This window comes from uncultured Marivirga sp. (genome assembly GCF_963974845.1).
Lineage (GTDB): Bacteria > Bacteroidota > Bacteroidia > Cytophagales > Cyclobacteriaceae > Marivirga > Marivirga harenae.
Genome location: NZ_CAXBEQ010000004.1, coordinates 349,792 through 373,159, shown reverse-complemented (window position 1 = coordinate 373,159; position 23,368 = coordinate 349,792). Strand labels below are relative to the sequence as shown.

The window sequence follows — 23,368 nt, the reverse complement described above, 5'->3', positions numbered from 1 at the left end:
TGATTATTTAATGAGAATTACTTTTCCAGACCTATCAACTCCTTGTCCTTCATTACCCCTAGCATAAACTTGATACACATATCCACCAGAAGGTGCTTCATTACCCTTTACTGTTCCATTCCATTTTGTGTTGATATCTGAAGTACTAAAAACAACATCCCCAAATCTATTGTAGATAATCATTTTATATTCCTTTACACCTTTAGCTACGGCTCCAAAACTATCATTCAATCCATCGCCATTGGGTGTAAATGCAGTTGGAAGTTCAATCGAAAATGGCTGAAATAACGTTATCACGTTTGATGCGCTCATAACAGAATCATTAGAGGCGCTTACAGCTAATATACGAAATTTAGTGGGTTTTTTATCTGGATCAACATTACCAAAAGAAGCATTGGCTGCTAAAATAACTGTCGCGATAAGGATAAGAAATGATTTCATGATGAATTCTGATTAAATGATATATCAAAATTCGACATATTAAAGCTCCCATAAATCAGAGGAATTCTAATTTAAAAGAATAAGGGAAGCACCAATCAAATTAAGGATAAGTACTATAAAATATTAGGTATTTTACTTAATTGGGTACGGATTGAGTACTGTTTAAAGTTTTGGTAAAATATCAAAACGTGGGGAGAAGATTTCATCATTCCTTACTTCTACTTCCTTTCTACAACAACTTTCTGCAGAAAAAAATATTAGATAAAATAATTAGAATTTATAACTAATTAAATTCAACATAAAAACCTACTGTATTTCTAACTGGGACACCTTAGTTAATGCAAGTATTGAATAAGTTAAATAAAGATTAAAAATTCATTATTAGAGCCTCAAACAAGGATAAAATATGTTTGAATTAATTGTTAATTTTATTCGAGGCTAACACCCCCACTTTAGCATAAAGCGAAAAAGCGGGTTGGAGGGTAAAATGGCGGGCAGGCGATGGCCATTGTGGGAAGTAGCATCATTTTACCTAAATTTTTTGCATACTTTTTCATCAATGGAAAAAGTATGAAAGTGAAAGGTAGCATTTAAGAAAAGAAGTCTACTCTTTTTTGCTAAAATCAATACACTGGGACATCCAAAAATACAGAAAAAATACCATATGAAATTATAATTTAGAATTTACAACTAATAAAATTCAACAAAAAAACCTTTCTTAAAGTAGTAGACTCTAAAAAAGGTTTCATGCAATCAGTATATTATTCAATAATAAATACTTTATTTCTTTTTCTTATCATATAGTTTCTTGGCACCAAAAGCCGCACCAGCTGCAATTAAATACTCAATACCTGTGATAGGTACAGGATTATCATCTGGCGGATCTGGAGGTCCAGGTTGTGCGCTCAGACCATTGATGCTCAATATAAGTAAAATACCAAAGGTTAATAATTTTAATATATTTTTCATTTCCTTACCCCTATTCATATTCAGCAATGTTGCTTATTGCTTTACAATTCTTTTCGTAACTACTCCTTTATCCGATTCAATTTGTATCAAATAAGTTCCTTTAGAAAATTTAGCCATATCAATTTCAGAATGACTTGCGTTTAAGACGAAACTATCGATAAACTTTCCTGTAATTGTAAAAATAGTAATATCTACAGAATTAATATTATTTAAATCGATAAACATTTTATCTATTACCGGATTTGGATATAATTTCAATGCATTTTCCAATGCTTTATTGGCATTTAAAACTTCCTCATTGAAAGTAAAGGACTCACTTATATTACTGCAATCACCTTTTGAGACTTCAACTTTGTAGTCACCTGATGCATTAGCAACTAGTACTTTTCCAGTTTCGCTATCCATCTGATTTCCGTCCAAATACCACTGATAGCTATCTCCTTCTATTGAACTTTCTAATACATTTCCAGAAACCAATATCCCGGGAACAGTCAAATCAGTAACTTCAATAGTAAAATTGATATCGTTAATCTTGCATCCATTTGCAGGAACTCCTGTAAGCTTATAGGTTGTCGATTCTTTGGGTTCTAAATTAATAATGTTACTTTGTGTCTCACTTATCAACTCATTACCTATATATACCAGATATTTATCAATTTTTACATTTGCCGACATTTCAATTGTAGCACTGCCATTTAAGCAAATATTTTGATTTTCAATACTTTCAATCACAGCATCTTCATACAGCTCAAATTCAACTATTTGCTCTGCATTGATTGACTGACAATACTCCCCTTCAATTAATATATTGTATTGATTGATACCCATTTTTAATTTGGACGAGTCCAAAGTAAATGAAAGTTGACCATCTGTATTTGCTGTGGCACTATGAGCAATTTCTCCATCTCTTACAAGTGAATATTTTTTAGCCTTTTGTGCATTTTCTATTATCACATTTACATTCTGCAGCCCACACACATTTTCTGTAACTATATCCAAATTTGACTGAATACTTTCTTCTACAGTCAAGCTAATCTTTTCAGCAAATTCATATTCAGAACAACTACCAAGATAAGCCATGACAGAGTATTCATTGTTACCAACCTCAACAAATTCTGATGGAATTGTAAAGGATTGGTTGCTTCCATCCCCTATCAACGTATTCACAATTTCATCATTTTTATAGAATTTGTATTCTACATTAGCTTGACTCTTAAAATTAATGCTAGCTTCATTGCTGTTGCATATATCACTAGTTTCAAAAGTCACTGTCCTGTCAATAGATAAATTCTCAACTACTATTTCTAAGACCTGTTCTAAAGTTCCGCTCTGGCAACCGTCTTTATCAGCTGTAATTACAAACTCATTTAATCCATCATTCAAATTCTCTGCTGCTATATATCCATCATATTGACTTCCATTTCCTTGGAAAGTCTGGACAGTTTCTTGGCCATCCATAATATAATAAGTAGCTCCTACTTGGGTATTTACGCTAAATGCGGCTTGTGTTTCTACTTTACAGACAGAAGACCCAACAACTTCATTATCCAGACTCAAGACTTCCTTTATTCTTATTTGTGCACTTCCAACGCGTAGGGTATCACAACCCCCAATAAATGATTTGATTGTGAATTCATTCAATCCATCGGAGAGCTGCTCGCTTTCTATTTCAAAATTTAAATCACCACCATTACCTTCCGCACTGCTGATAACTTCATTATTTTTATACAGCAAATAGTTAGCAAAATCCTCAGTTGACTTTAGCAGAATTTCTCCACTTTGGTTGGGACATATATCTTCAGCTACCGTTTCTACACTTTTCGGTACTTTGGTCTCAAAACTTAATTCAAAACGTTCAGAGCCTTTAGAAGCGATATCTGCAGTAATCTCAAAATCGTAAACACTGCCTTCGTTTATTTCAATAACTTCATCACTAAAATTATCTATTAAATAAATAGATTCGCTCATTTTAATGCTATTCAATTCTTCAAATTTCAAGCTAAACTGACCAGTGGTATTTGACCTCACAAATAAAGGAATTGATTTCCCACATTTATTTTCCTCATTTAAATTAGCCATATGATTTACTTTCAAATCTTCAGCATCAGTGGTTAAAGAAGAAATATTATGCTGATCGTTTCTCAAATTTGAAAAATCAAACCTGGGATCATAAGCATCAGTTGCCTCATTATTAAAAATGATATAACTATCATCCTTACGTTCATTACCCTCAAAAATAATCTTAATTTTCTCTTTGGGATTTTCCTTGAAAAATTCAGGAGTTCCACCTGTATATTTGACACTTTCTTGTGCTGTAACTGTACCTGAAGAAGTAGCTCTTACCCAAAAAGCTTGGCCCATAGCAATATACTGATCCATTCCGGCAGTGCTTCCACCACCACTAGTATAGTATTGATTTCCATCGATTGGATCATACACATAAAATCCGTTTTCAATATTTGCTTTATTCCATCCTGCTGCATCAAAATCGATAGCGGAAGGGAATTGATTGGAGATGAGATTCCATCCATCATCAACACCGCCTTGATCAGTAACATTCCAAGTGGCTTGACCAGTATGAAATTCACCGATAGTATTGGCCGTAACTGTTTCTTGTGCGCTTCTTAAAGAAACAGCATATCCAACACCTAACTGAACTGGCGCAGAATTATTTGTTGTGGGATAGGCGACATATCTGTCATTTATTCCTCCACCTAAGCTTTCATTATAAATATATATAGACGGAGTGCTAGAATTAATCCCAGGACCAGTACTTGCCCCCGTGAAATTACCAGTCACATAAAATTCATTTTGCCAATCTGATATGGTGGTTGCAATTGGTGATCCAATGTAGTGGTAGCTTGAAGCACCTGTACCCCCAGTGATATAACGTTCCACAACAGCATTTCCTTGAATGTTTGCAGTTCCAACATTGGCTACCGCTGCATCTCTCGTAGCGGTTGATTTCAAAGTGAACACTCCAGAATTGGCACTTCCATCTAAATCTATTGCAGGACTGCCAGTAAATGACAATACATTCTCCAAGTCAACATTTCCGTCAATCTCAACAGTAGCAGTATTCACTCCTTCTAAAGTCAGATTATAAAAAGAAGTAAGTGATGAACCTGAAACCGTCACAGGATCCGGATTTGAGAATAGCACTGTACCCAAATTATCATTAAACACGCCATCATTAGTCCAATTATTTTGAACTTCCATGATTCCAGTAGGAGCGGTTAGGGTACCAGCACCATCAATTTCAACATTGTAGAAAGCACGAGTACCACCCCCTAAGAAGGCAGTGGTTCCATCAAAGATAAATCCGCCAGGATCAGTACCAGCAATTAAATCGCCATCAACTCTGAAGTTTCCAGACATCGTAACGACTTGATCACTAGGATCAAAGGAACATGAGGGATCAATATCTAATTCGTTATCTATACTAACACCTACATTATTAAGGGTTAAACCTGTTGTATTCCCTACTCTAATTCCACCTCCAAAAGTAATCTGGTTTGTTCCATTAATAGATTGAGCAGCAGTTCCGGAAAAAATTACTCTTTGGCTCGGAGACCAATTCCCCAAATTCTCTACATTTCCTTCTAGATTTATAGGATTTGTGTTTGGAGATGTATCAAATGTAACATTGCCGGAATTTAATCTCAATAAACCCTGAACTAACAAATTTCCTGCTGCTTGTAAGGTCTTTATTGAAGACCCTCCTTGCGATCTTAATTTCAAATCGCCATATTCTTGCGCACCAACCACCTGGTTTACAGATGCATTATAAATTACAGTTGATGTAGGATCTATTGAAAATGTACCTGTTGGACCTGCAGATTGGTACCACCATCCTTGTGTCTGATTTACTCCATTAAAATTTATTATAAGCGTACTTGCAGCTCCCAAGACAAAATTGGTTGAATTAACATATCCAGAGATCCCCGTTGTAACATCACCTTGAAAATTAACAGCATTAAAACGAGATGTAGGACTACCATCTCCATTAATAGCTCCATTTACAGTTAATATTGCTGAAGAATTTAAATTAAAGCTCGCTGCAACACCTGTGCCTGCAACTATACCAGAAGACTGTATTTCAAATGTTCCTGAATTTAAATCAATCGATGTATTAATTGGTAAAATTTCATTTAATCTCACAGCTTCTGCTCCAACTTGATTAATAAATACCTCTCCAAATACACAATTGGTTGACCAAACCCCCAGAATTGAATTTAGACCGCTAAAACCAGTAATTTTTTCTCCGGTGAAAGTAAAATCTATATTTGAATTGAATATTTGAACAGTAGGTGCTGTAGGAACGAAACTAGGATCCTCAGAAATTATTGCCTCTTGAATTGTTAAAGTAGGTAAGGCTCCTCTTCCCGCAGCAATAGTTAGTTGATCAATAATATTATACCTCACAAATAAGGTATTACAAGTAAAATTACCATTTCTTGCTAAACTAACATTAAAACCATCTATAGCCACATCATCTCCTGATGAAGGCCAGTCGACTCCTTCTGTTCCCGGACTTAAGTTACCCCAGGTAGCTCCATCATTCCAAGAGCCATCTTGCATAGCAATGAAATCCTGAGAAAGACCCATTGAAACAACCCCCACAAAAAACAATATCGAAAGTAAAAATCTCTTCATATTAAATATTTTAAAATCAGCTAATTAAGGATTATTCCTCCAATCCAGCATCATTTACTCTAATCAACAAAAATACAAACATATTTACACAATAGGTAAGCAACCAACTACAATTTCATACATTTAATCGAAAAACTCTTGAAAATTGGCACATCTTAGCCTGATTTCCACAAAGAGACGTACGAATTTACATAATGGTTGGATTTAGAGCGCCCTCACCCCAAGAGGAAAATTGGTTTGCGTTTTAATAGCAGGCTTAGGTTGGAAAGTTTTAGTATTTTCAAGTTTTCAAGTTACCAGCTTGTAACCAGACCTGCGATGCTGACCTTACTTCATGCTTCTAACTTCTAACTCCCTCTCCTTTCCCCTTTCCGCAAATTTTCAGATATTAGCATTTTAAAATTTTCGACTTACAAAACGACTTTTTCATATGAAGCATAAAGCCAATAATCCAGCCCTTAAAAGCTGGGTAGAAGTAGCAAAAAATTCAGATTTCCCTATTCAAAATCTTCCTTATGGGATTTTTTCAACCAAAGATAAATCACCAAGAGCTGGTGTGGCCATTGGAGATTACATTTTGGATTTGACTGAAATCCAGTCCGCTCAATTATTCAATGAATTAAACCTTCCTGAAAGAATTTTTGACAGACCCATTCTCAATGACTTCATGGAATTGGGCAAAGAAGTTACCGTTCCGGTCAGAGAAAGAATCTCTGAACTTTTACAGCATGACAACCGGGAGCTTCAAGGCAATGACCAATTAAAAGAACATGCCTTAATTCCGCAAAAGGAAGCTAGTATGCATTTGCCCATACGAGTAGGCGATTATACTGATTTCTATTCTTCAGAATCTCATGCAACTAATGTGGGTACCATGTTCCGTGACCCGGATAATGCCTTACTACCCAACTGGAAGCATATTCCTGTGGGTTATCACGGTAGGGCTTCTTCTATCGTGATTTCAGGAACACCCTTGCATCGTCCAAAAGGACAAACTATTGCACCTGATGCCAAAAAGCCGGATTTTGGGCCTGCTAAATTGGTAGATTTCGAATTGGAAATGGCTTTCATCACCTGCGGTGGTAATACTCTTGGAGATGCTATCCCGACCAAAGAAGCTGAAAACTATATTTTCGGTTTTACATTGTTTAATGATTGGTCAGCTAGAGATATTCAAAAATGGGAGTATGTTCCGTTAGGCCCGTTCTTAGCCAAGAACTTTGGTTCTTCTATGTCACCATGGATTGTAACGATGGAAGCTTTAGAGCCATTTAGAATTGCAGGACCAAAGCAAGAGCCAGAAGTATTACCATACTTAAAATTCGCAGGAGATTACCATTTTGACATCGACTTGCAAGTGGGTATTCAACCTAAAGATTCCAAAGAAAAGGTAGTCACCAATTCCAACTTCAAGTATATGTATTGGAATGTAGTTCAGCAATTAGCACATCACACAGTTAATGGTTGTAATATCAATACCGGAGATGTTTATGCTTCAGGAACAATCAGCGGAAATGACCCTTCTGCTTATGGTTCCATGTTGGAAATCAGTTGGAGAGGTTCCAAACCAGTCGAAATGCCAGACGGAACAGAAAGAAAATTCATTAATGATCATGATACCGTCATCATGAGAGGACATGGCGAAAAAGATGGGGTAAGAATTGGTTTCGGTGAAGTTCGGACTGAGCTACTTCCAACTAAATAACAGCCAAAGGCTGTGGATTAACCACAAAGGCACAAAGACACGAAGATTATAAAATTACTTCAGCTTTAAATTTCATAAGTTTAATTGTACGAGGATATCCAAGAAAATAACATTCTTCTTTTTGAGATTTAACGTTCCATACTAATATAATTTCTTCATGAAGCTTTGTGTGTCTTCGTGTCTTTGCGGTTAGCAATCTTCAGCTTTAACTGAAAACCTTTTGTTTTCTTTGTTTCCTATTGTGGTTCATTTTCGCTTTTTTATTTCTGATAGCTATAATAAAAAGCCTTTAATTCCTTAATTTTGCAATTAAATGTCATTTTTGAATAAAATTTAATCATATATATATGTCACTGGCAACAAAATACAATCCTTCAGATATAGAAGATAAATGGTACAAACATTGGATGGAGCAGAAGTTTTTTGCTTCAAAACCTGATCCTAAAAAGGAGCCCTATACTGTGGTAATTCCGCCTCCGAATGTAACAGGAGTTTTGCATATGGGGCATATGATGAATAATACCATTCAAGATGTATTAATCCGAAGAGCCAGAATGCAAGGAAAAGAAGCTTGCTGGGTACCAGGAATGGATCATGCATCCATAGCCACAGAAGCAAAAGTAGTAAATATGCTTAAAGAAAAAGGCATCAATAAAAATGACATCACGCGTGATGAATTCATGGAGCATGCCTGGGAGTGGAAAGAAAAATATGGAGGTATAATTCTGCAGCAACTGAAGAAATTAGGCGCTTCTTGTGATTGGGATCGTGAGCGTTTCACTATGGAAGAAGATATGTCCGCTGCCGTGATTGAGGTTTTCGTTGATCTTTATAAAAAAGGCTATATCTATAGAGGAACCCGTATGGTGAACTGGGATCCGGAAGGAAAAACAGCTTTAGCCGATGATGAAGTAAATTTCAAAGAGGTTCAGGGGAAAATGTATCACATCCGTTATAAGATTGAAGGAAGTGATGATTCTTTGATCATTGCCACTACCCGACCTGAAACCATTATGGCGGATGCTGCAATTTGTATTAATCCAAATGACGAGCGCTTCACTCATTTAAAAGGCAAAAAAGCAATCATTCCATTAATTAATAAAGCTATTCCCATTATCGAGGACGATTATGTTGATATGGAATTTGGAACAGGTTGCTTGAAAGTGACGCCCGCTCATGATATTAATGACCACGAAATTGGTTTGCGTCATAACTTAGAGGTAATTGACATCATTGCTGATAATGGAAAGCTCAATGATAAAGCGCAGATCTTAGTTGGGGAAGATCGATTTGTAGCCAGAAAGAAAATTGCAAAACTACTTAAGGAAAAAGAACAATTAGAGAAAGAGGAAGATTATACTAATAATGTTGGGCATTCCGAAAGGACCGATGCGGTTATCGAGCCTAAGCTTTCTACACAGTGGTTTGTAAAGATGGAGGAATTGGTGAAGCCGGCTTATGAAAATGTAATGAACGATAACATTAAGCTGATTCCACCAAAATTCAAAAATACTTATAAGCATTGGATGGAAAATGTAAGGGATTGGTGTATTTCCCGTCAGCTGTGGTGGGGGCAAAGAATCCCAGCTTATTTCATGCCTAATGGTGATTTTGTTGTGGCTCAAAATAATGAGGAAGCATTAGCCTTGGCTAAAGAGAAGAGTGGCGACAATAATTTAAAGGCGGAAGATTTAAAGCAAGACGAAGATGTTTTAGATACTTGGTTTTCTTCTTGGCTATGGCCTATTTCTGTATTTGACGGATTCAAAGATCCTGACAATGAAGAATTTAACTATTACTATCCGACTAATGATTTGGTAACGGGTCCTGATATCTTATTCTTCTGGGTAGCCAGAATGATTATTGCAGGCTATGAATTTAAAGGTCAATTGCCATTCAAAAATGTTTATCTGACTGGTATCGTGAGGGATGATAAAGGTAGAAAAATGTCTAAGCAACTAGGTAATTCTCCTGATGCCTTAGGTTTAATTGATAAGCACGGGGCTGATGGTGTGAGAGTTGGTTTATTGCTTTCTGCTGCTGCCGGAAATGATTTATTATTTGAAGAAAAACTTTGCGAACAAGGATGGAACTTCGGTAACAAAATCTGGAATGCTTACAGGTTAGTAGAAGGACTGGAAGTAAAAGAAAAAGATACGCCAATTGAAGCAATGAAAGCTCGTGACTGGTTTGAAGCTCGCTTTCAAGATGCACTAAAGGAAATCAATGATCATTTTAGTAAGTTCAGAATTTCAGATGCTTTAATGACTACGTATAAATTGATTTGGGATGATTTCTGCGCATATTATCTTGAATTGGTGAAACCCCCTTACGGTGAAGCTATTGATAAGGAAACCTACGAAGCAACTATTGTTTTCTTCGAAGATATCCTCACGATTTTACATCCATTTATGCCATTCTTAACAGAAGAAATTTGGCATCAGATCACAGATAGAGGTGATCAAGATTGCGTGATTGTAAACCATTGGCCAATCGAAAAAAATTATAATACAGCCATCTTACAAGACGCTAAAACAGCCTTTGAATTAGTTTCACAAATCAGGAACATAAGAGCTTCCAAGGGGATATCGCCTAAAGATTCACTTAAGTTGTATGTAAAGACCAAGAGTGAAATGATCTATCAAGAATACATTTCTGTCATTGATAAATTGGCTAATATTGATGAATTGGCTTTTACTACTGAGAAAATTGATCAGGCAGTTAGTTTCTTCATCGGTTCTGATGAGTGTTTCATTCCAATGGAAGGTACAATTGATGTAGAAAAGGAAAAAGAAGAAATCCAAAAAGAGTTGGATTACACCAAAGGCTTTTTGACCAGCGTAAAAAAGAAGTTGGAAAATGAGCGTTTTGTAAGCAACGCCCCGGATCAGGTAGTGGAAATGGAAAAGAAAAAACAATCTGATGCTGAAGCCAAGATTAAGACTTTGGAAGAAAGCTTGAAGAATTTGGGGTAATGCAAAAAGGCCCTAAGGGCTGACATATAAAGATGTGGGAAAGAGCCCAACTTAAAAGATGGATACATTGCCTTGGAAGGAACAAATATTACGCCACTTCGGGGCTATGATAACATTTGTTAGTTGTTAACACAGGGCTTCACCCAGTGTTAAAATATGTCGTCCTTTTAGGACTAAGTATGGAATCATAATTATAATATTATTAAAAAAACAGAAAAAGCACGACTCTCATCGTGCTTTTTGCATTATCAATTAGATAGAGAATATTTTTTATCCCATCTTTTCATCGCCACCCATCAAATAAGCTTTAATATAATCGTTTAGATCTCCATCCAATACGTTTTGAACATCGGTTCTCTCTACTCCTGTTCTAGCATCTTTAATCAATTTGTAAGGATGCAAGACGTAATTTCGAATCTGAGACCCAAAATCAATTTTCTTCTTGCCAGCTTCCACTTCACTTCTTTCGGCATTTTGCTTTTCTACTTCCATCTGGTATAGCTGAGATTTCAACATCTTCATGGCCTCTTCCCTATTTCCTAACTGCGTCCTATTAGCTTGGCATACCACTACAATTCCCGTAGGTTTATGGGTCAATTGCACCTTGGTTTCGACCTTATTCACATTCTGACCACCAGCACCACCAGAGCGAGAGGTATGTAGCTCCACATCATTAGGATGGATATCAATTTCAATGGTATCATCCACAACGGGATAAACATAAACTGACGCAAAAGAGGTATGTCTTCTTCCACCGCTATCAAAAGGTGAAATTCTTACCAAACGATGAACCCCATTCTCCGATTTCAAGAATCCATAGGCCTGTGGTCCATCAAATTCTAAAGTAACAGATTTGACACCTGCCACATCCCCTTCTTGAAAATCTACTTCACGCACTTTGTAACCATTAGATTCACCCCACATGATATACATCCGCATCAGAATCCCAGCCCAGTCATTGCTTTCTGTCCCTCCGGCACCGGGGGTTATCTGTAGCATTGCGGATAACTGATCTTCCTCTGAAGAAAGCATCTTCTTCAATTCCAGCTCCTCGGTTTTGGTTAGTGCTTTCTTGTAAGCTTTGGCTACCTCTTCCTCAGAGGATTCACCCATATCTAGAAATTCGTAATAGGTCTCTACTTCTCCATAATACTCTTCCAGCTCCTCAAAATGCTTAGTCCAGGTTTTTAAGCCTTGAATTACCTTCATGGTCTTTTCCGCTTCATCTGAATCATTCCAGAAATCGGGCTGGGCAGAAACCAATTCTAACTCTTTTACTTCTTCTACTTTTTTATCGTAGTCAAAGATACCCCCGAAGTGCTTCCACTCGGGCCTTTAAATCTTTTAAATCGTCACTAGTCATTAGGACTTTGTTTTATGTTGTTTTAAATTTAAAATTTTGAAACTCACGTAGCTATCATATAGCTTCACTGAAATTAGAAGTTATATTTTTTTGCTCAAGTATTTTCCGTTTTTCTCCTATAATAGAAGTTTTGTTAGCAAACATAAAATATCTCTATAAGCAGATTAAAACCAGCTAAAGCTAGAAGTTTAACCACAAAAGAGACAAAAGAAAACAAAAGTACAGCCACAGGCTATTTTGATTCCATTTAACATCAATAACAATCAAAGAAAATAATTCAATTTTCTCTTAATCTCATTTCACAAAACCACACAGACGTTAAAAAATAACTTTAGTTATTTTGCTTTGTGTTCTTTTGACTCTTTTGTGGTAAGATTTTGCTAACAGTTTTACAGAGTAGCAATCATTTCCAACTAACCACACTATATCTTGTTTTTGCCAACGCTGGCCCCCTATTTTGTCCTCCAGGTGGCTGGTTAGGGACCATAAAAAATGCCGCATAATCGTTCATTATACGGCAAAATCAATATTTTTACTATATACTAAAGCTTAAAAATCCAGTCGAATTTGTCTTCTGCTTCACCTAATTTAATTGCGTCCATTGCTTTCAATACTTTATTAGAAAATTTCCTTTCTTCAATAGCCGGTAAAGTATAATCAACTCCATCGTGACCGATCAAAGCAATATGTGCAATTGTGGCGGCTGTCCCGGCACCAAATGCTTCTTGTAAAGTTCCTTTTTTGGCAGCTTCAATTACTTCATTAACACTAATTCTTCTTTCCTCTACCTTCATCCCCCAGTCTCTGGCTAAGGTCAAAACTGAATCGCGAGTAATTCCTCTTAAAATAGTAGAGCTTGCTTCAGGGGTAATTAAAGTATCATTGATGACGAACATAATGTTCATTGTCCCCGACTCCTCTATATATTTGTGTTCAGTAGCATCAGTCCACACCAATTGGTGATAACCTTGCTTTTGTGCCAATTTAGCTGGATATAAGGACCCTGCATAGTTTCCCGCAGCTTTCGCATAACCAGTACCGCCTTTAGCCGCTCTGGTAAATTCTGTTTCAATTTTCACCTTCACTGGCTCACTATAATAAGCACCAACCGGGCAGGTGATAATCATAAATCTATATTTTTCCGATGGCTTGATTCCGATATAATCATCCATTGCAAAAGCAAAAGGGCGAACATAAAGTGCTGTATTTTCTTTGTTCGGAATCCAGGCGCTATCCAAATTCAATAGTTCAGTCATGGCTTGGATGAAGAGCTCTTCAGGCACCTCCGGGATGCACATTCTTTCAGCCGATTTGTTTAACCTTTTGGCATTGGCCTCAGGTCTGAAAACCACAGCCTCACCTTTACTATTCTTGTAAGCTTTTAATCCTTCAAAAACAGACTGTCCATAGTGAATAACACTAGATGCAGGAGCCATAGAAAGATCTGCATAAGGCACGATTCTTAAATCGCTCCACTGACCATCTTCATAGTCCGCAATGAACATATGGTCAGAATAAACTTTCCCAAAAGGGATATTGTTAAAATCCACCTCATTGATGCGGGAATTCTGAACTTTTTGTATAGAAATATCTAAAGTATCTAACATGATGGTCGGTTTAGTTTAAAATTGCACAAAAGTACAAAATAAAGGGCTCTTTTGCAATTACTTTTTTGGTACCCAGGGCACTTCATTGGCATTCAATTCTTGGGTTAACTTGCGTGAAAGCACAAATAAGTAATCCGACAATCTGTTCAAATAGGTGATTATCAAATCATTGACTTCCTCATGTTCTTTCAAGGCCACCACTCCCCGTTCAGCTCTTCTGCAGACTGTTCGTGCAACATGTGTAAAGGAAACCAGTTGATGCCCTCCTGGCAAAATGAAATTTTTCATAGCTGGTAAGCCATCGTTCATTTCATCTATCACTTTCTCCAATCGCTCCACATCCGATTCTGCAATATCCGGAATAGGAAATTTACTCTCCCCCGGCTCTTTTGCTAATTGCGAACCAATAGTAAACAAGCGATCTTGAATTTCTATGAATAATAAATTTCGCGATACATTTTCTTTATGGTCGCGCAAAACGCCCATCCAAGAATTTAATTCGTCCACATTGCCATAAGCATCAATACGTAAATGTGCTTTGGAAACCCGTGAACCACCCAATAAAGAAGTTTTACCTTTATCTCCGCCTTTGGTATATATTTTCATGTGTATATTGTTTATAATTTACGACCACATGACAACTTTTGATAAAAATTCAACTTCAGCTAGTGTGGTATTCGAAGTAGGATTTTTATTGTTAATTTTATTTTATGTAGTCATTTGTCAATTTGCAAATATAGAAGAAATGCTGGGAAGAAATTAGAGGTTGAGCGTGAGAAGTTGGAGTAGGACCAAAAGATTTCGCATCATCGTTTCTGCTAATAAATTCTGTAATTTATCTTAAAAATGTACTGTAGGGCGACATTTTGCATTCAATACCTTCAAACTCCTTACTTTTCAAGTATAGTCTTATAGGAATTAAGGAATGCATTGCCAATACTTTTGCCACCAAAATTACGCAGAAAGAACCCCAAAAAGCCTGGGGCTGTAATATTACTAATTGTAATATCAAGCTCCACAGTGTCGGCCTTAGCTTCAAAATTTTCCACAAAATGAGAAGTTGTGGTGAGCTTGCTGGTAATATATTCTTCATCGAATTCTATTACTATTCGATTTTCTGATTTTAAAACCGAAAAATTGGTTCTTTTCATAAGCCCTTCGCTCGTTTTTATGCTTACATAGTCATCACCATGTTCAATCAATTCAATGGTTGTCATGCCAGGATATACACTAATGAGATTTTTATAGTGCTCTCCCAAATTTCCGATTGATCTGTTAACATTTTCAATATCACAGGCAATCTTAGTTGATTGCTGAAACCAAATATTATCTCGTGTTTTGTCCATAATAACTCCTATTAATATTAAAACAATGGGTGCTGAAATTAAAAATATTTTCGTTTTCATTGCTCATTCCTTTTAAATGCTTTAAAAAATCGGTTTTCCTGTGACTAGAGAAAAATCTCCATTAGACATCGGATGTGACCACTATCTGTCATCATTTATACTCGACATCAATTTCATCAAAGTAAAACTTAGAAGAATTTGCTGAAGTTTTAAGAGTATAGCGCAGCCCCTTATCAACACTAAAAAACGACAAAAGCTAGTCTTGTAGTTGTCTTGAAGTATCTACATTACTAATATACTGTAATAAAAAAGATTTTTTTATATAAGAAGGTGAAAATTCATGGGTAGACGTTTACAAGCCTTAGAGGAAGATAATAAGAAGATCACACCAGAGGACAAAGCTGTTGAGTAAGTCTAGTTCTGGCCTTTATGCATTTGCTTTTCGTGCTCTCCAAACCAGCTTGGAGCAGGAATTTCATTATCGTGGATATATGTGACTATTGCTTCAATCTGAGGTTGATCCAAGGCGGTCTTTGGCATTAAACCAAATCTTTTAATAGGTCCTTTCATCATCGCTGCATCTTTAGAAGGATTAAAAGCGAAAGAAGTCATTTTCTGTATAAATTCTGCTCTATTAGATGTAGCGCTTTTATATCGTTTTTTTATACCTGCAAGTGGCGGTGCAAGTAATTCGTCATGTGAACTGCTCTTTGGATCATGGCAGACGTAGCAATTTATTGCAAGTAAATTTGATGCTGAGTCAGACGTTATGGAAGAGGAATGGAGAGGCTCTTGATTCAATCCAGCAATACTCTCCTGCTTAGTATTTTGACAAGCAAAAGTAGCCAGCAATGTAAAAAAGAGAACTATCATTCCTGTTAGGCCAATTTTATTTTTTAAACTCATTTTCATATAGATTTTATATTTTTCTTAAACTCAATTGATGATTGCATCATATTCTTCTTGCGTTAAATATTGCGGCTGGTATGTCACTCCTTGATTTGCCAAGTTCTTAACGAACGACCTAAGATGATTTTCAGATCCCTGCATTAAGTTATTATAAACTGCTTCGATATCTTGATTGTCAACAAAAGCCTCTAATGCATTTTTAAGGTCTAGAATATCAATTTCCTCTATTGCAGCGCCTACCTTTAAAGCTTCGATGATACTTTGCTGACCAGTTTGCGTTAAGTCATCATATAATTGCTGGATATCATAATTAAAAAAAACACCTGATTCCTTCCTTGCTGCTGGGTCTTCTAAGTCATATCTGTTGAGCAGCATTAATACAGCATCCATATGGGATTGTTCGCTGGATGAAATATTATCAAATAGTGGTCTTGACCATTTTAGGTAAAGATAGTCGTACACATCCCTGGCTAATTTTTCTTCTTCTCGCATAAATAAAAGCGAAGATTGCTCACTCTCGCTCAGCGGTTCCAGCGGAAAGCCATCAATCATTTGGCTAAACTCGTCATTAACTTGCGGAACAATTTCATCATTTGCAGTATTACACGAAATAATACCTAAGGGTAGAAGAAAAAGGATATAGAAAGATAGCAATCTCATGATTTTTAGCTTTAGTACGTATGTAAGTTAAGACTAATAATATTGAGAAAGGGTAACTCTTGTTACACCTAGGCGAGTTTAAAATCTTTATCAAATACTGCTTAAACAACACTTGACCAAGCAAAACACAGCTAAATCCCTACATTGAATGTGAATTAGCTCCAATCAGAAGAGGATCAGTTAAAACAAGAAGAACACGATTATATCCCTCCCGGAAGAAAATATCAGCCAGACGCCTAAACTAGGAGACCTTCGGCTGGAAAATACATTCTTTACATGCATAAAGTCGGGGGCAATGCCAATTCCTTTCTTAATTCTGCATCAAAATTTTCTTGGGTTAATCCGACATTACCCAAAAGATCCCAAACATCATCGGCTCCACCTAGCAATTCCAGCAGTCCTACTTTTCCATATAAACGATAAGTTCTTTCACATATCAGAGCGCCTATCATATAGGGAATGGAGGTTTCACCCGCAAAGAATCGTTCGAAAGGCTCTAAATGTTGTAAAAAGTCAATCTCAGGATGCTTCTGGACATGACTTCTTAAGTTCGCTTTATGCCACGAATAGCTAAATACTCTACTTCCCCCTACATAGGTCGCCATTCCTTCATCGATTAGTGGAGTACCCGAAAGAACTAGTGCACTACTGTAAAGATGCATTATCTCGTGGGTGTAGTATTCCGAACTATTCCCTGAAAAAACGATGTTAAAGGTAGCAGCTAAACCACCTCCCCCTTCCCTATACATAATCGGGTTGTAATCAAAGCCTTTGATTTGAAACAGTTCCTCAAGGCCGGTGCATGAATAATAAGTGATTGGCATAGGATCGGTATCAAAGAATTCACAAATTTTGCTAATGTCCTCAAGCTGCTTTTCAGCCTCCTCCTCATTGAAATCTCTATCTGGCGAGATAACATATTCTATACTCCCTCTCTGAATTTTTTCCCAGTTCCTGGTAAAGTAAGGAAGTGGATGACTAAACAGTATGCCAGTGTCCGTTTTGTTGGCTACAATATTGAAAATGCTCTTGAGGGTATTTGCATTTGTGGTATCATTATGACCGATGAAAGCCAATTTAAGCAACTTCTTCTTTTCCTGCTCAGTACTGCCAATTTCCATTAAACTCGGCTGATAATAATATAAAGCGCTGTCTTTATGTTCAATTTCGTAAATATCTTGAAAGGGAAACCAAAATGTATCAAAGTCTTCTGCTAACCAATATTCATTCTCCTTGAAGGAATCATTCTTTGTTTCAAGAAACTTCTTCAGGCTGCTAATAATATCTTGATTTAAGGGGATTTCTTGATCAATAGAGGAAGAGATGCTTAATTGAGTGGCCTGTGGATTATCAGTTTTTTCCTCTTGAGTACATGAAAAAATAATTAATAGTAGAAAGATGATTAAGAATTTCTTCATTTTATCCGTTTCTGTTCCTGTCAAATCCAATAATAACCACAAAATACTAAAAAAAGCAAGCGAACAATTTAATTACAGCTAATTGACTTACAGATTAAGCAATCCTAACTTCATTTAAAACACCATTCTTAAACCAACAGCTTGCATATTAGCTACAAATTTCAAGCTATACTTTGGCCTGCTATAGCTGATGCTTTCCAAGGAATTATTATAGATATCAACAGCTTTCTTCATATTTTTTGAGTAGCTAATGGAAAGCGGAATTGCCAATACCATCGCACCTGCTCCAATTGCAGCCAGGTTCCAATTAGGATCGCCACCTGCGATCTGAGACCCAACAGTCCAGCCCATCAGAAAACCACCAGCACAGTTTAGCACTGTAGCCATAACCCTATTCATTTTAGCTTCTTCAAGGAGTACATAAGCGTCAGAAAGCGTGTCCAATTTACTTTCCAATTGTTTTGCACTAAGAGGACGGTCCTCTTGATAAAACTTATAGCTCCCCACTGCTTTTTTATATTCTATTTTTTGAGCATGAATTGAACCTATCAATACAGCTCCTAATATGCAGATTAAAACTAGACTTTTCATCCTTTCAATCATTACTAATCAAAACACATAGATAATAAAATTTAATCCAATAGTTCTAATCTAAGCATCAAGAATTAAAGACTTTTTTTTGGCACTGGCATAAAACTAAGATGTGAAACAAGTTTCAATTTTACAATATCCTATTTTCTATAAGATTATACAAAGCTTAAGCTTGAGATAAACTAAGACTTCCTCACTGCTAATAAAGGAAAAAAGAAAAACACCCCAATCATGGAAAATATCAATCCACCTATAGTGCCCACAGCTAAAGAAAACCAAAAGACTTCATTTTGTCCGCTCATGACAAATGGAATTAAGCCGAAGCAAGTGGAGAATATGGTTAGTAAAATCGGGGCGGCCTTTGTACTTACTGATTTTAGGAAGCCTCTGCTATTTTGAATCTTTCTGTTTTTGAAATCATAGAGAATGTAAATCCCAGCATTTACGGTTAAGCCTCCTAGCATAACAAATGCGGCATATCCTCCTTGATCAAAGTAGAATTCAAACCAACCAAAGGTGAGGAACAAACCAATAAAGGTAAGCGGGATCAATAGCAAAATATAGAAAGGCAGTTTAAAGCTTTCAAATAAAATACTACAAATAAAGAAGATAGCCACTATCAGCAATAACAATAATGAGTACTGCTTTTTGGCAGCATCCGAGCCCCAGCTGTAGGACTGCTTTTCAGCACTATAGCCTAAAGGCTTGATTTGATCATAGGTTGTCAATACCTCCTCTAAGTATTTACTTCCAAAACGAGAAGATCCGTAATACTCAAAGCTCAACACGCGGATATAGCTACGGTTTTCTTTATAAATCGCATTGACGGTACTTTCCAGCTGCAGCTTACTCAAATCTCCTGTAGGAATTCTTTTGCCTGCATAATCCAAACTGTATTGCTCCAAGGCAAACTTATTGAAGTTATCGGCTTGAGCTGATGCCAACACTAGTGGAAATTGCTCTCCACCGATGGGTAAATAGGCAGTAGCTCCATTAGCCGGGGCATGCATACGGATCGCATTGGTGAAATCCGACAAGCTGATATTATAAAAAGCTAGTTCCTTTAAATCAGGACGAATAATATATTCCTTACTTTTCTGGTCACGCCAGCTCATCCTTTCATTGGTATTCACTTCTTGAATTCGAGGATGTTCCAACAGCATCTCAGCTAATTTATCGGCCTGATTTTCCAGTTCAAAATAATTATAGCCTTTTAAAGCCACCCTAAAGGATGGAATTCGATCACCCGAACCAGTAGAGAAGCCCTGCCCTACTCCATAGACGCTCCAATTAACTCCGCTCCAGTTCGTACTTCTGGAAGATAGTTTAGCCTTCAGCTGATATGGAAATGCGGATTTCTCATATTCTTCTTTAAAGATGATTTCGATGCTTCCGTATTGTCCCGAATAAATTTGAGTGGTGAAAATATCAATACCCTCTTGTTTGAGCAGAAAATCCTCAAAATCCTTCATAATGGTATTCATCTGCTCAAGCGTATTCCCATATGGCAATCTACCGGTAATATAAAGACGTGTTTTTTCATTTTGTCGATAGCTGGATCGCTCATAGACATTCCGCACAAAAAGTCTCAAACTACCGCCCAGCCATTTGTCAGAAATCAGACGGATGTCATCCTGATAAATATCGGAACCGATAATTTTATTGTACCACTCATGATCTTCCCATTTGGCGGGGAGCATAAAAACAGGTAAGCCAAATCCCAGCAAAAGCAGAATAAAGAAAGCTTTGCGATATTTTACCGACCAGTGAATGGCATTGGAATATCGATTAAACCAACGCACTTTTCTGCGCAGCTGTTTCATACTATTGCCATGTCGATTCTTATTTTGAGCAGTAAATAGCAAGGTATAAAGCGATGGCGTGAAAAACAAAGCGACCAATAAAGACACACCCAACAAAAGTGCTACCACTTTGGAAAAATCAACCAGATTCATTTTCTGTTCTTCTGGCAATAGGAAAACTAACAACAAAGCGGCTATGGTAGTCAATGAAGCGGCCAAAAGCGCCAAAAACAAATGACGATTTTTGTATTTGTGGATGTGATCGATCATGACAATGGCATTATCTACTATCAAGCCAAAGGAAATCGTCAAACCCGCCAATGAATACAAATGGATTTCAATATCCAAGGCCCAAACGCCAATAATAGCTAAGGACACATTCACAAAAACACCTGCAAAGAGCACTAATAAATATCTCCAATTTCTGTTGATTAGGAAAATGAACAATATCAAAATACCAATAGATAAAATGGATCTTTCGTAGAGTTTGTCCAGTTCTTTTTCCAGATATTCGGTATCGTCATAAACCAAACGGAGTGCCACACCTTCTGCCAAATTATCTTCAATTTGATTTAATCTGGATTTGACTTCTCTGGCCAAATTGATTCGGTTGACGCCCTTACGAACCTCTACCACTAAAGTCACAAAGTTTTCCCCATTGATTCTGTAATAGCTATTGGCTTCCTGCTCCTCTAGATTAATATCCGCTAATTCTTTTAAGCTATAGCTATTGCCTGATTCAGTGTGCGTGATTTTCAACTCTCCTATTTGCTGAATATCCTCAAACCTTTGGTCCAGCACTAAAACATATTTTTCATTGCCGGCACCTTGTGCCAAACCGGGATAACGCAACTGACCGCTTTGTTGTAAAGCCGTTCTTAAATCGCTGGGATTTAACCCGTAGGCTTCCAGTTTATCGGGATGGAAATTAATGCTGATTTGCAGATTATTGGCTCCGTAAACTTGAAGTGCTTCTATTCCTGCAATATTTTGGAGTGGTTTCACAATCGACTCTTGAGTAATTTCCTTTATTCTGTAAGAAGCAAAAGGCCCTCGGATTGTATATCTCAGAATGGTTTTGCTTTCCGTCTCCTGATCTCCCCCACTACTTTGCAGAATGGGATAGCTCACTTTTTCATCCAATTGCGGATAGACTTGTCGGATGAGCGTGGCCACTTCAAAGCGTTTATAGGCTAAATCTGCATTTTTAGAGAAGCGAAGTGTGATATTTCCGCTTCCATAACGAGACTGGGAATTGAGTTCATCCAAATCCCTCAATTGGGAAAGAATGTTTTCCAGCGGTGCTGTAGCCAGTTTCTCCACCTGCGTAGGATCTGCATTACGCACATTAAATTGCAGACTGATCTCAGGCGTCTGATAAGTAGGGTTCAGGTTGACCGACAGTTTGGGAATAAGTGCTAAACCCATTAAACTGACGACTAAAAATGTAATAATTATACGAAATGGGGTCATTAGAGGTAAAGATAGGAATTATTGGGGGATGAGAAAGGGGTAACTATAGATTTAGGTACACATTAATACCAATTTAATGCGATACAATAGTTTGGTACTAAAAAAAGTATAATGATAACCACATTAGATAAGTTAGCCTTCTAAACATATGGCATTATTGCAAAGACTGGTAATCAGAAAAAAGTCAATTGATCTAAATTATAAATTCAAGTAAATCGCTATTCTTCAATTTCTAAGATCTAATCCATAGCTTGTGAGGTATTTAGCCTCAGAATCAGGATTGAATGGAATAGTGGATATTACATGGTCCTGATAATCTAAAAGATTGAAAAAATCTACTTTATCATAATAGATCGTATCAGATTTAAACTTCTTGTAGGCTAAATAAGGATCTGGTTTTCGTTCACCAAAATAGGAACCCGTATTGGTAAAGTACGTAAAAACCAATTCTTTGCTATGCTCATCCACATAAAAATCCATCACCTGATCCTTGATAACTTGTTTCCCTGCTACTAGAACCTTTTCTTTATTAGGAATGACTTTAAAGTCCAACTTCACCTTTTGTTTAAGGGATCCCTGGAAGTCAAATTGATACAGCTGGCTGCTTTCTTTCTTAAGAATATAAAATGCGTTTTTGGTCAATTGATGCCTAATCCCATGATTAGCTAATATAAACCCTGGTATTGCTTGATCATTATCCTTAGTGAAATCACCAAAAGTAGATTTCAATTGCCCACTAAGGTCGAAAATACCCACCAACTCGACTCCTTTGTATCGCTTACTTTTTGTCAATCCCAAATAAAAAATTTGCTGTCCTTCATTCCATTGAAAAAGACTTTCACCCATATCCCCCTCTATTTCGTAACGACCTATTTTTAAGGGAATCTCTTTTATGAACTTCCCTTCTTTATCAAAAACAAGTAAAAGTTTTGACTGGGAAGAAAGCAAAAAAACACGATCACTTCCCACTGAAAACTCATTGATTTTAATGGGCCTTTCAGAAAATTGATATTTAGTACGAGAAGAGTCTTGAAGGTGATAAGCATCTACATGATTCAAATCATTTGCTTTCAAGTAAAGAACATCACCAATTAAAATCTCTTTGATGAAGAAATTGCTTTGCATGAAGATCTCGTCTTTTATCTTCTTAGCATCTTCAAAGCTTACTAAATCTACTGTATTAATTTTTATACTTTCAACAGATGATTTGGACTCAGTAATCTTGCAGGATGAAAAGGTCACTAAAGCAAAGATTAATACATAACGGAATATGATCATATTTTTTTTTATTAGAAGCACCTTACTGAAGACTTCTGGTGCAGTAGAAAAAAAGTAGCTACCCCATGAAACTGAAATCTAAAAATGTGATAATTATACGAAACGGGGTCATTAAGGGTAAAGATAGGAATTAATGGTGATGAGAAAGGGGTAAACTAGAGTTTAAGTTTATCAA

The 23,368-nt window shown here is 36.7% G+C and carries 15 protein-coding genes; 2 read left to right on the top strand and 13 right to left on the bottom strand.

The annotated features are described in order from the left end of the window. Window positions 1-3: 3 nt before the first annotated feature. The 3 genes from AAC601_RS11565 to AAC601_RS11555 all read right to left on the bottom strand — a co-directional run bounded on the left by AAC601_RS11565 (window position 4) and on the right by AAC601_RS11555 (window position 6,066). Complete coding sequence (locus AAC601_RS11565; protein WP_340153346.1) at window positions 4-441, bottom strand: gliding motility-associated C-terminal domain-containing protein; 438 nt, start codon at window positions 439-441, stop codon at window positions 4-6. 780 nt (window positions 442-1,221) lie between these two features. Further along, window positions 1,222-1,410 carry a hypothetical protein gene (locus tag AAC601_RS11560; protein WP_340153345.1) on the bottom strand — a complete coding sequence of 63 codons (189 nt, stop codon included), beginning with the start codon at window positions 1,408-1,410 and terminating at the stop codon, window positions 1,222-1,224. A 33-nt stretch (window positions 1,411-1,443) separates the two neighbouring features. Continuing rightward, window positions 1,444-6,066: a T9SS type A sorting domain-containing protein gene (locus AAC601_RS11555; protein WP_340153344.1), complete on the bottom strand. Its 4,623-nt coding sequence runs from the start codon at window positions 6,064-6,066 to the stop codon at window positions 1,444-1,446. Between the two features lie 430 nt (window positions 6,067-6,496). Here AAC601_RS11555 and fahA point away from each other — a divergent pair, with 430 nt between their 5' ends. Beyond that, the gene (gene fahA / locus AAC601_RS11550; protein ID WP_340153343.1) at window positions 6,497-7,771 is read left to right on the top strand and encodes a fumarylacetoacetase; all 1,275 of its coding nucleotides are present in this window, start codon (window positions 6,497-6,499) and stop codon (window positions 7,769-7,771) included. A 347-nt stretch (window positions 7,772-8,118) separates the two neighbouring features. Continuing rightward, a complete protein-coding gene (locus AAC601_RS11545; RefSeq protein WP_340153342.1) occupies window positions 8,119-10,746 on the top strand; it encodes a valine--tRNA ligase in 2,628 nt (875 codons plus the stop codon). Between the two features lie 270 nt (window positions 10,747-11,016). Here the strand turns inward: AAC601_RS11545 and prfB are convergent. The 10 genes from prfB to AAC601_RS11495 form a co-directional block, all read right to left on the bottom strand. Then, a protein-coding gene (gene prfB, locus AAC601_RS11540) for a peptide chain release factor 2 (RefSeq protein WP_303269826.1) occupies window positions 11,017-12,109 on the bottom strand; the annotation gives its coding sequence in 2 pieces (ribosomal slippage) (window positions 11,017-12,048 and window positions 12,050-12,109; 1,092 coding nt in all). A 542-nt stretch (window positions 12,110-12,651) separates the two neighbouring features. After that, window positions 12,652-13,716, bottom strand: a complete 1,065-nt coding sequence (locus AAC601_RS11535; RefSeq protein ID WP_303269827.1) for a branched-chain amino acid aminotransferase — start codon at window positions 13,714-13,716, stop codon at window positions 12,652-12,654. A gap of 57 nt (window positions 13,717-13,773) precedes the next feature. Next, window positions 13,774-14,322 (bottom strand): cob(I)yrinic acid a,c-diamide adenosyltransferase, encoded by a 549-nt coding sequence (locus AAC601_RS11530; protein WP_303269828.1) that lies wholly within the window; start codon window positions 14,320-14,322, stop codon window positions 13,774-13,776. A 284-nt stretch (window positions 14,323-14,606) separates the two neighbouring features. Continuing rightward, window positions 14,607-15,122 (bottom strand): hypothetical protein, encoded by a 516-nt coding sequence (locus tag AAC601_RS11525; protein WP_303269829.1) that lies wholly within the window; start codon window positions 15,120-15,122, stop codon window positions 14,607-14,609. 354 nt (window positions 15,123-15,476) lie between these two features. Continuing rightward, entirely contained in the window at window positions 15,477-15,968 is a 492-nt protein-coding gene (locus AAC601_RS11520) for a c-type cytochrome (protein ID WP_303269830.1), read from the bottom strand. Window positions 15,969-15,998: 30 nt separating this feature from the next. Continuing rightward, on the bottom strand, window positions 15,999-16,631 hold the full coding sequence (locus AAC601_RS11515; protein WP_303269831.1) for a DUF2202 domain-containing protein: 633 nt from the start codon (window positions 16,629-16,631) through the stop codon (window positions 15,999-16,001). A gap of 272 nt (window positions 16,632-16,903) precedes the next feature. After that, window positions 16,904-18,049 (bottom strand): hypothetical protein, encoded by a 1,146-nt coding sequence (locus AAC601_RS11510; RefSeq protein WP_303269832.1) that lies wholly within the window; start codon window positions 18,047-18,049, stop codon window positions 16,904-16,906. Between the two features lie 114 nt (window positions 18,050-18,163). Next, window positions 18,164-18,640 carry a hypothetical protein gene (locus AAC601_RS11505; protein WP_303269833.1) on the bottom strand — a complete coding sequence of 159 codons (477 nt, stop codon included), beginning with the start codon at window positions 18,638-18,640 and terminating at the stop codon, window positions 18,164-18,166. Window positions 18,641-18,822: 182 nt separating this feature from the next. Further along, window positions 18,823-21,915, bottom strand: a complete 3,093-nt coding sequence (locus tag AAC601_RS11500) for an efflux RND transporter permease subunit (RefSeq protein ID WP_340153341.1) — start codon at window positions 21,913-21,915, stop codon at window positions 18,823-18,825. A gap of 225 nt (window positions 21,916-22,140) precedes the next feature. After that, window positions 22,141-23,193, bottom strand: coding sequence for a hypothetical protein (locus AAC601_RS11495; RefSeq protein WP_340153340.1), 1,053 nt, complete (start codon window positions 23,191-23,193; stop codon window positions 22,141-22,143). Window positions 23,194-23,368: the final 175 nt, after the last annotated feature.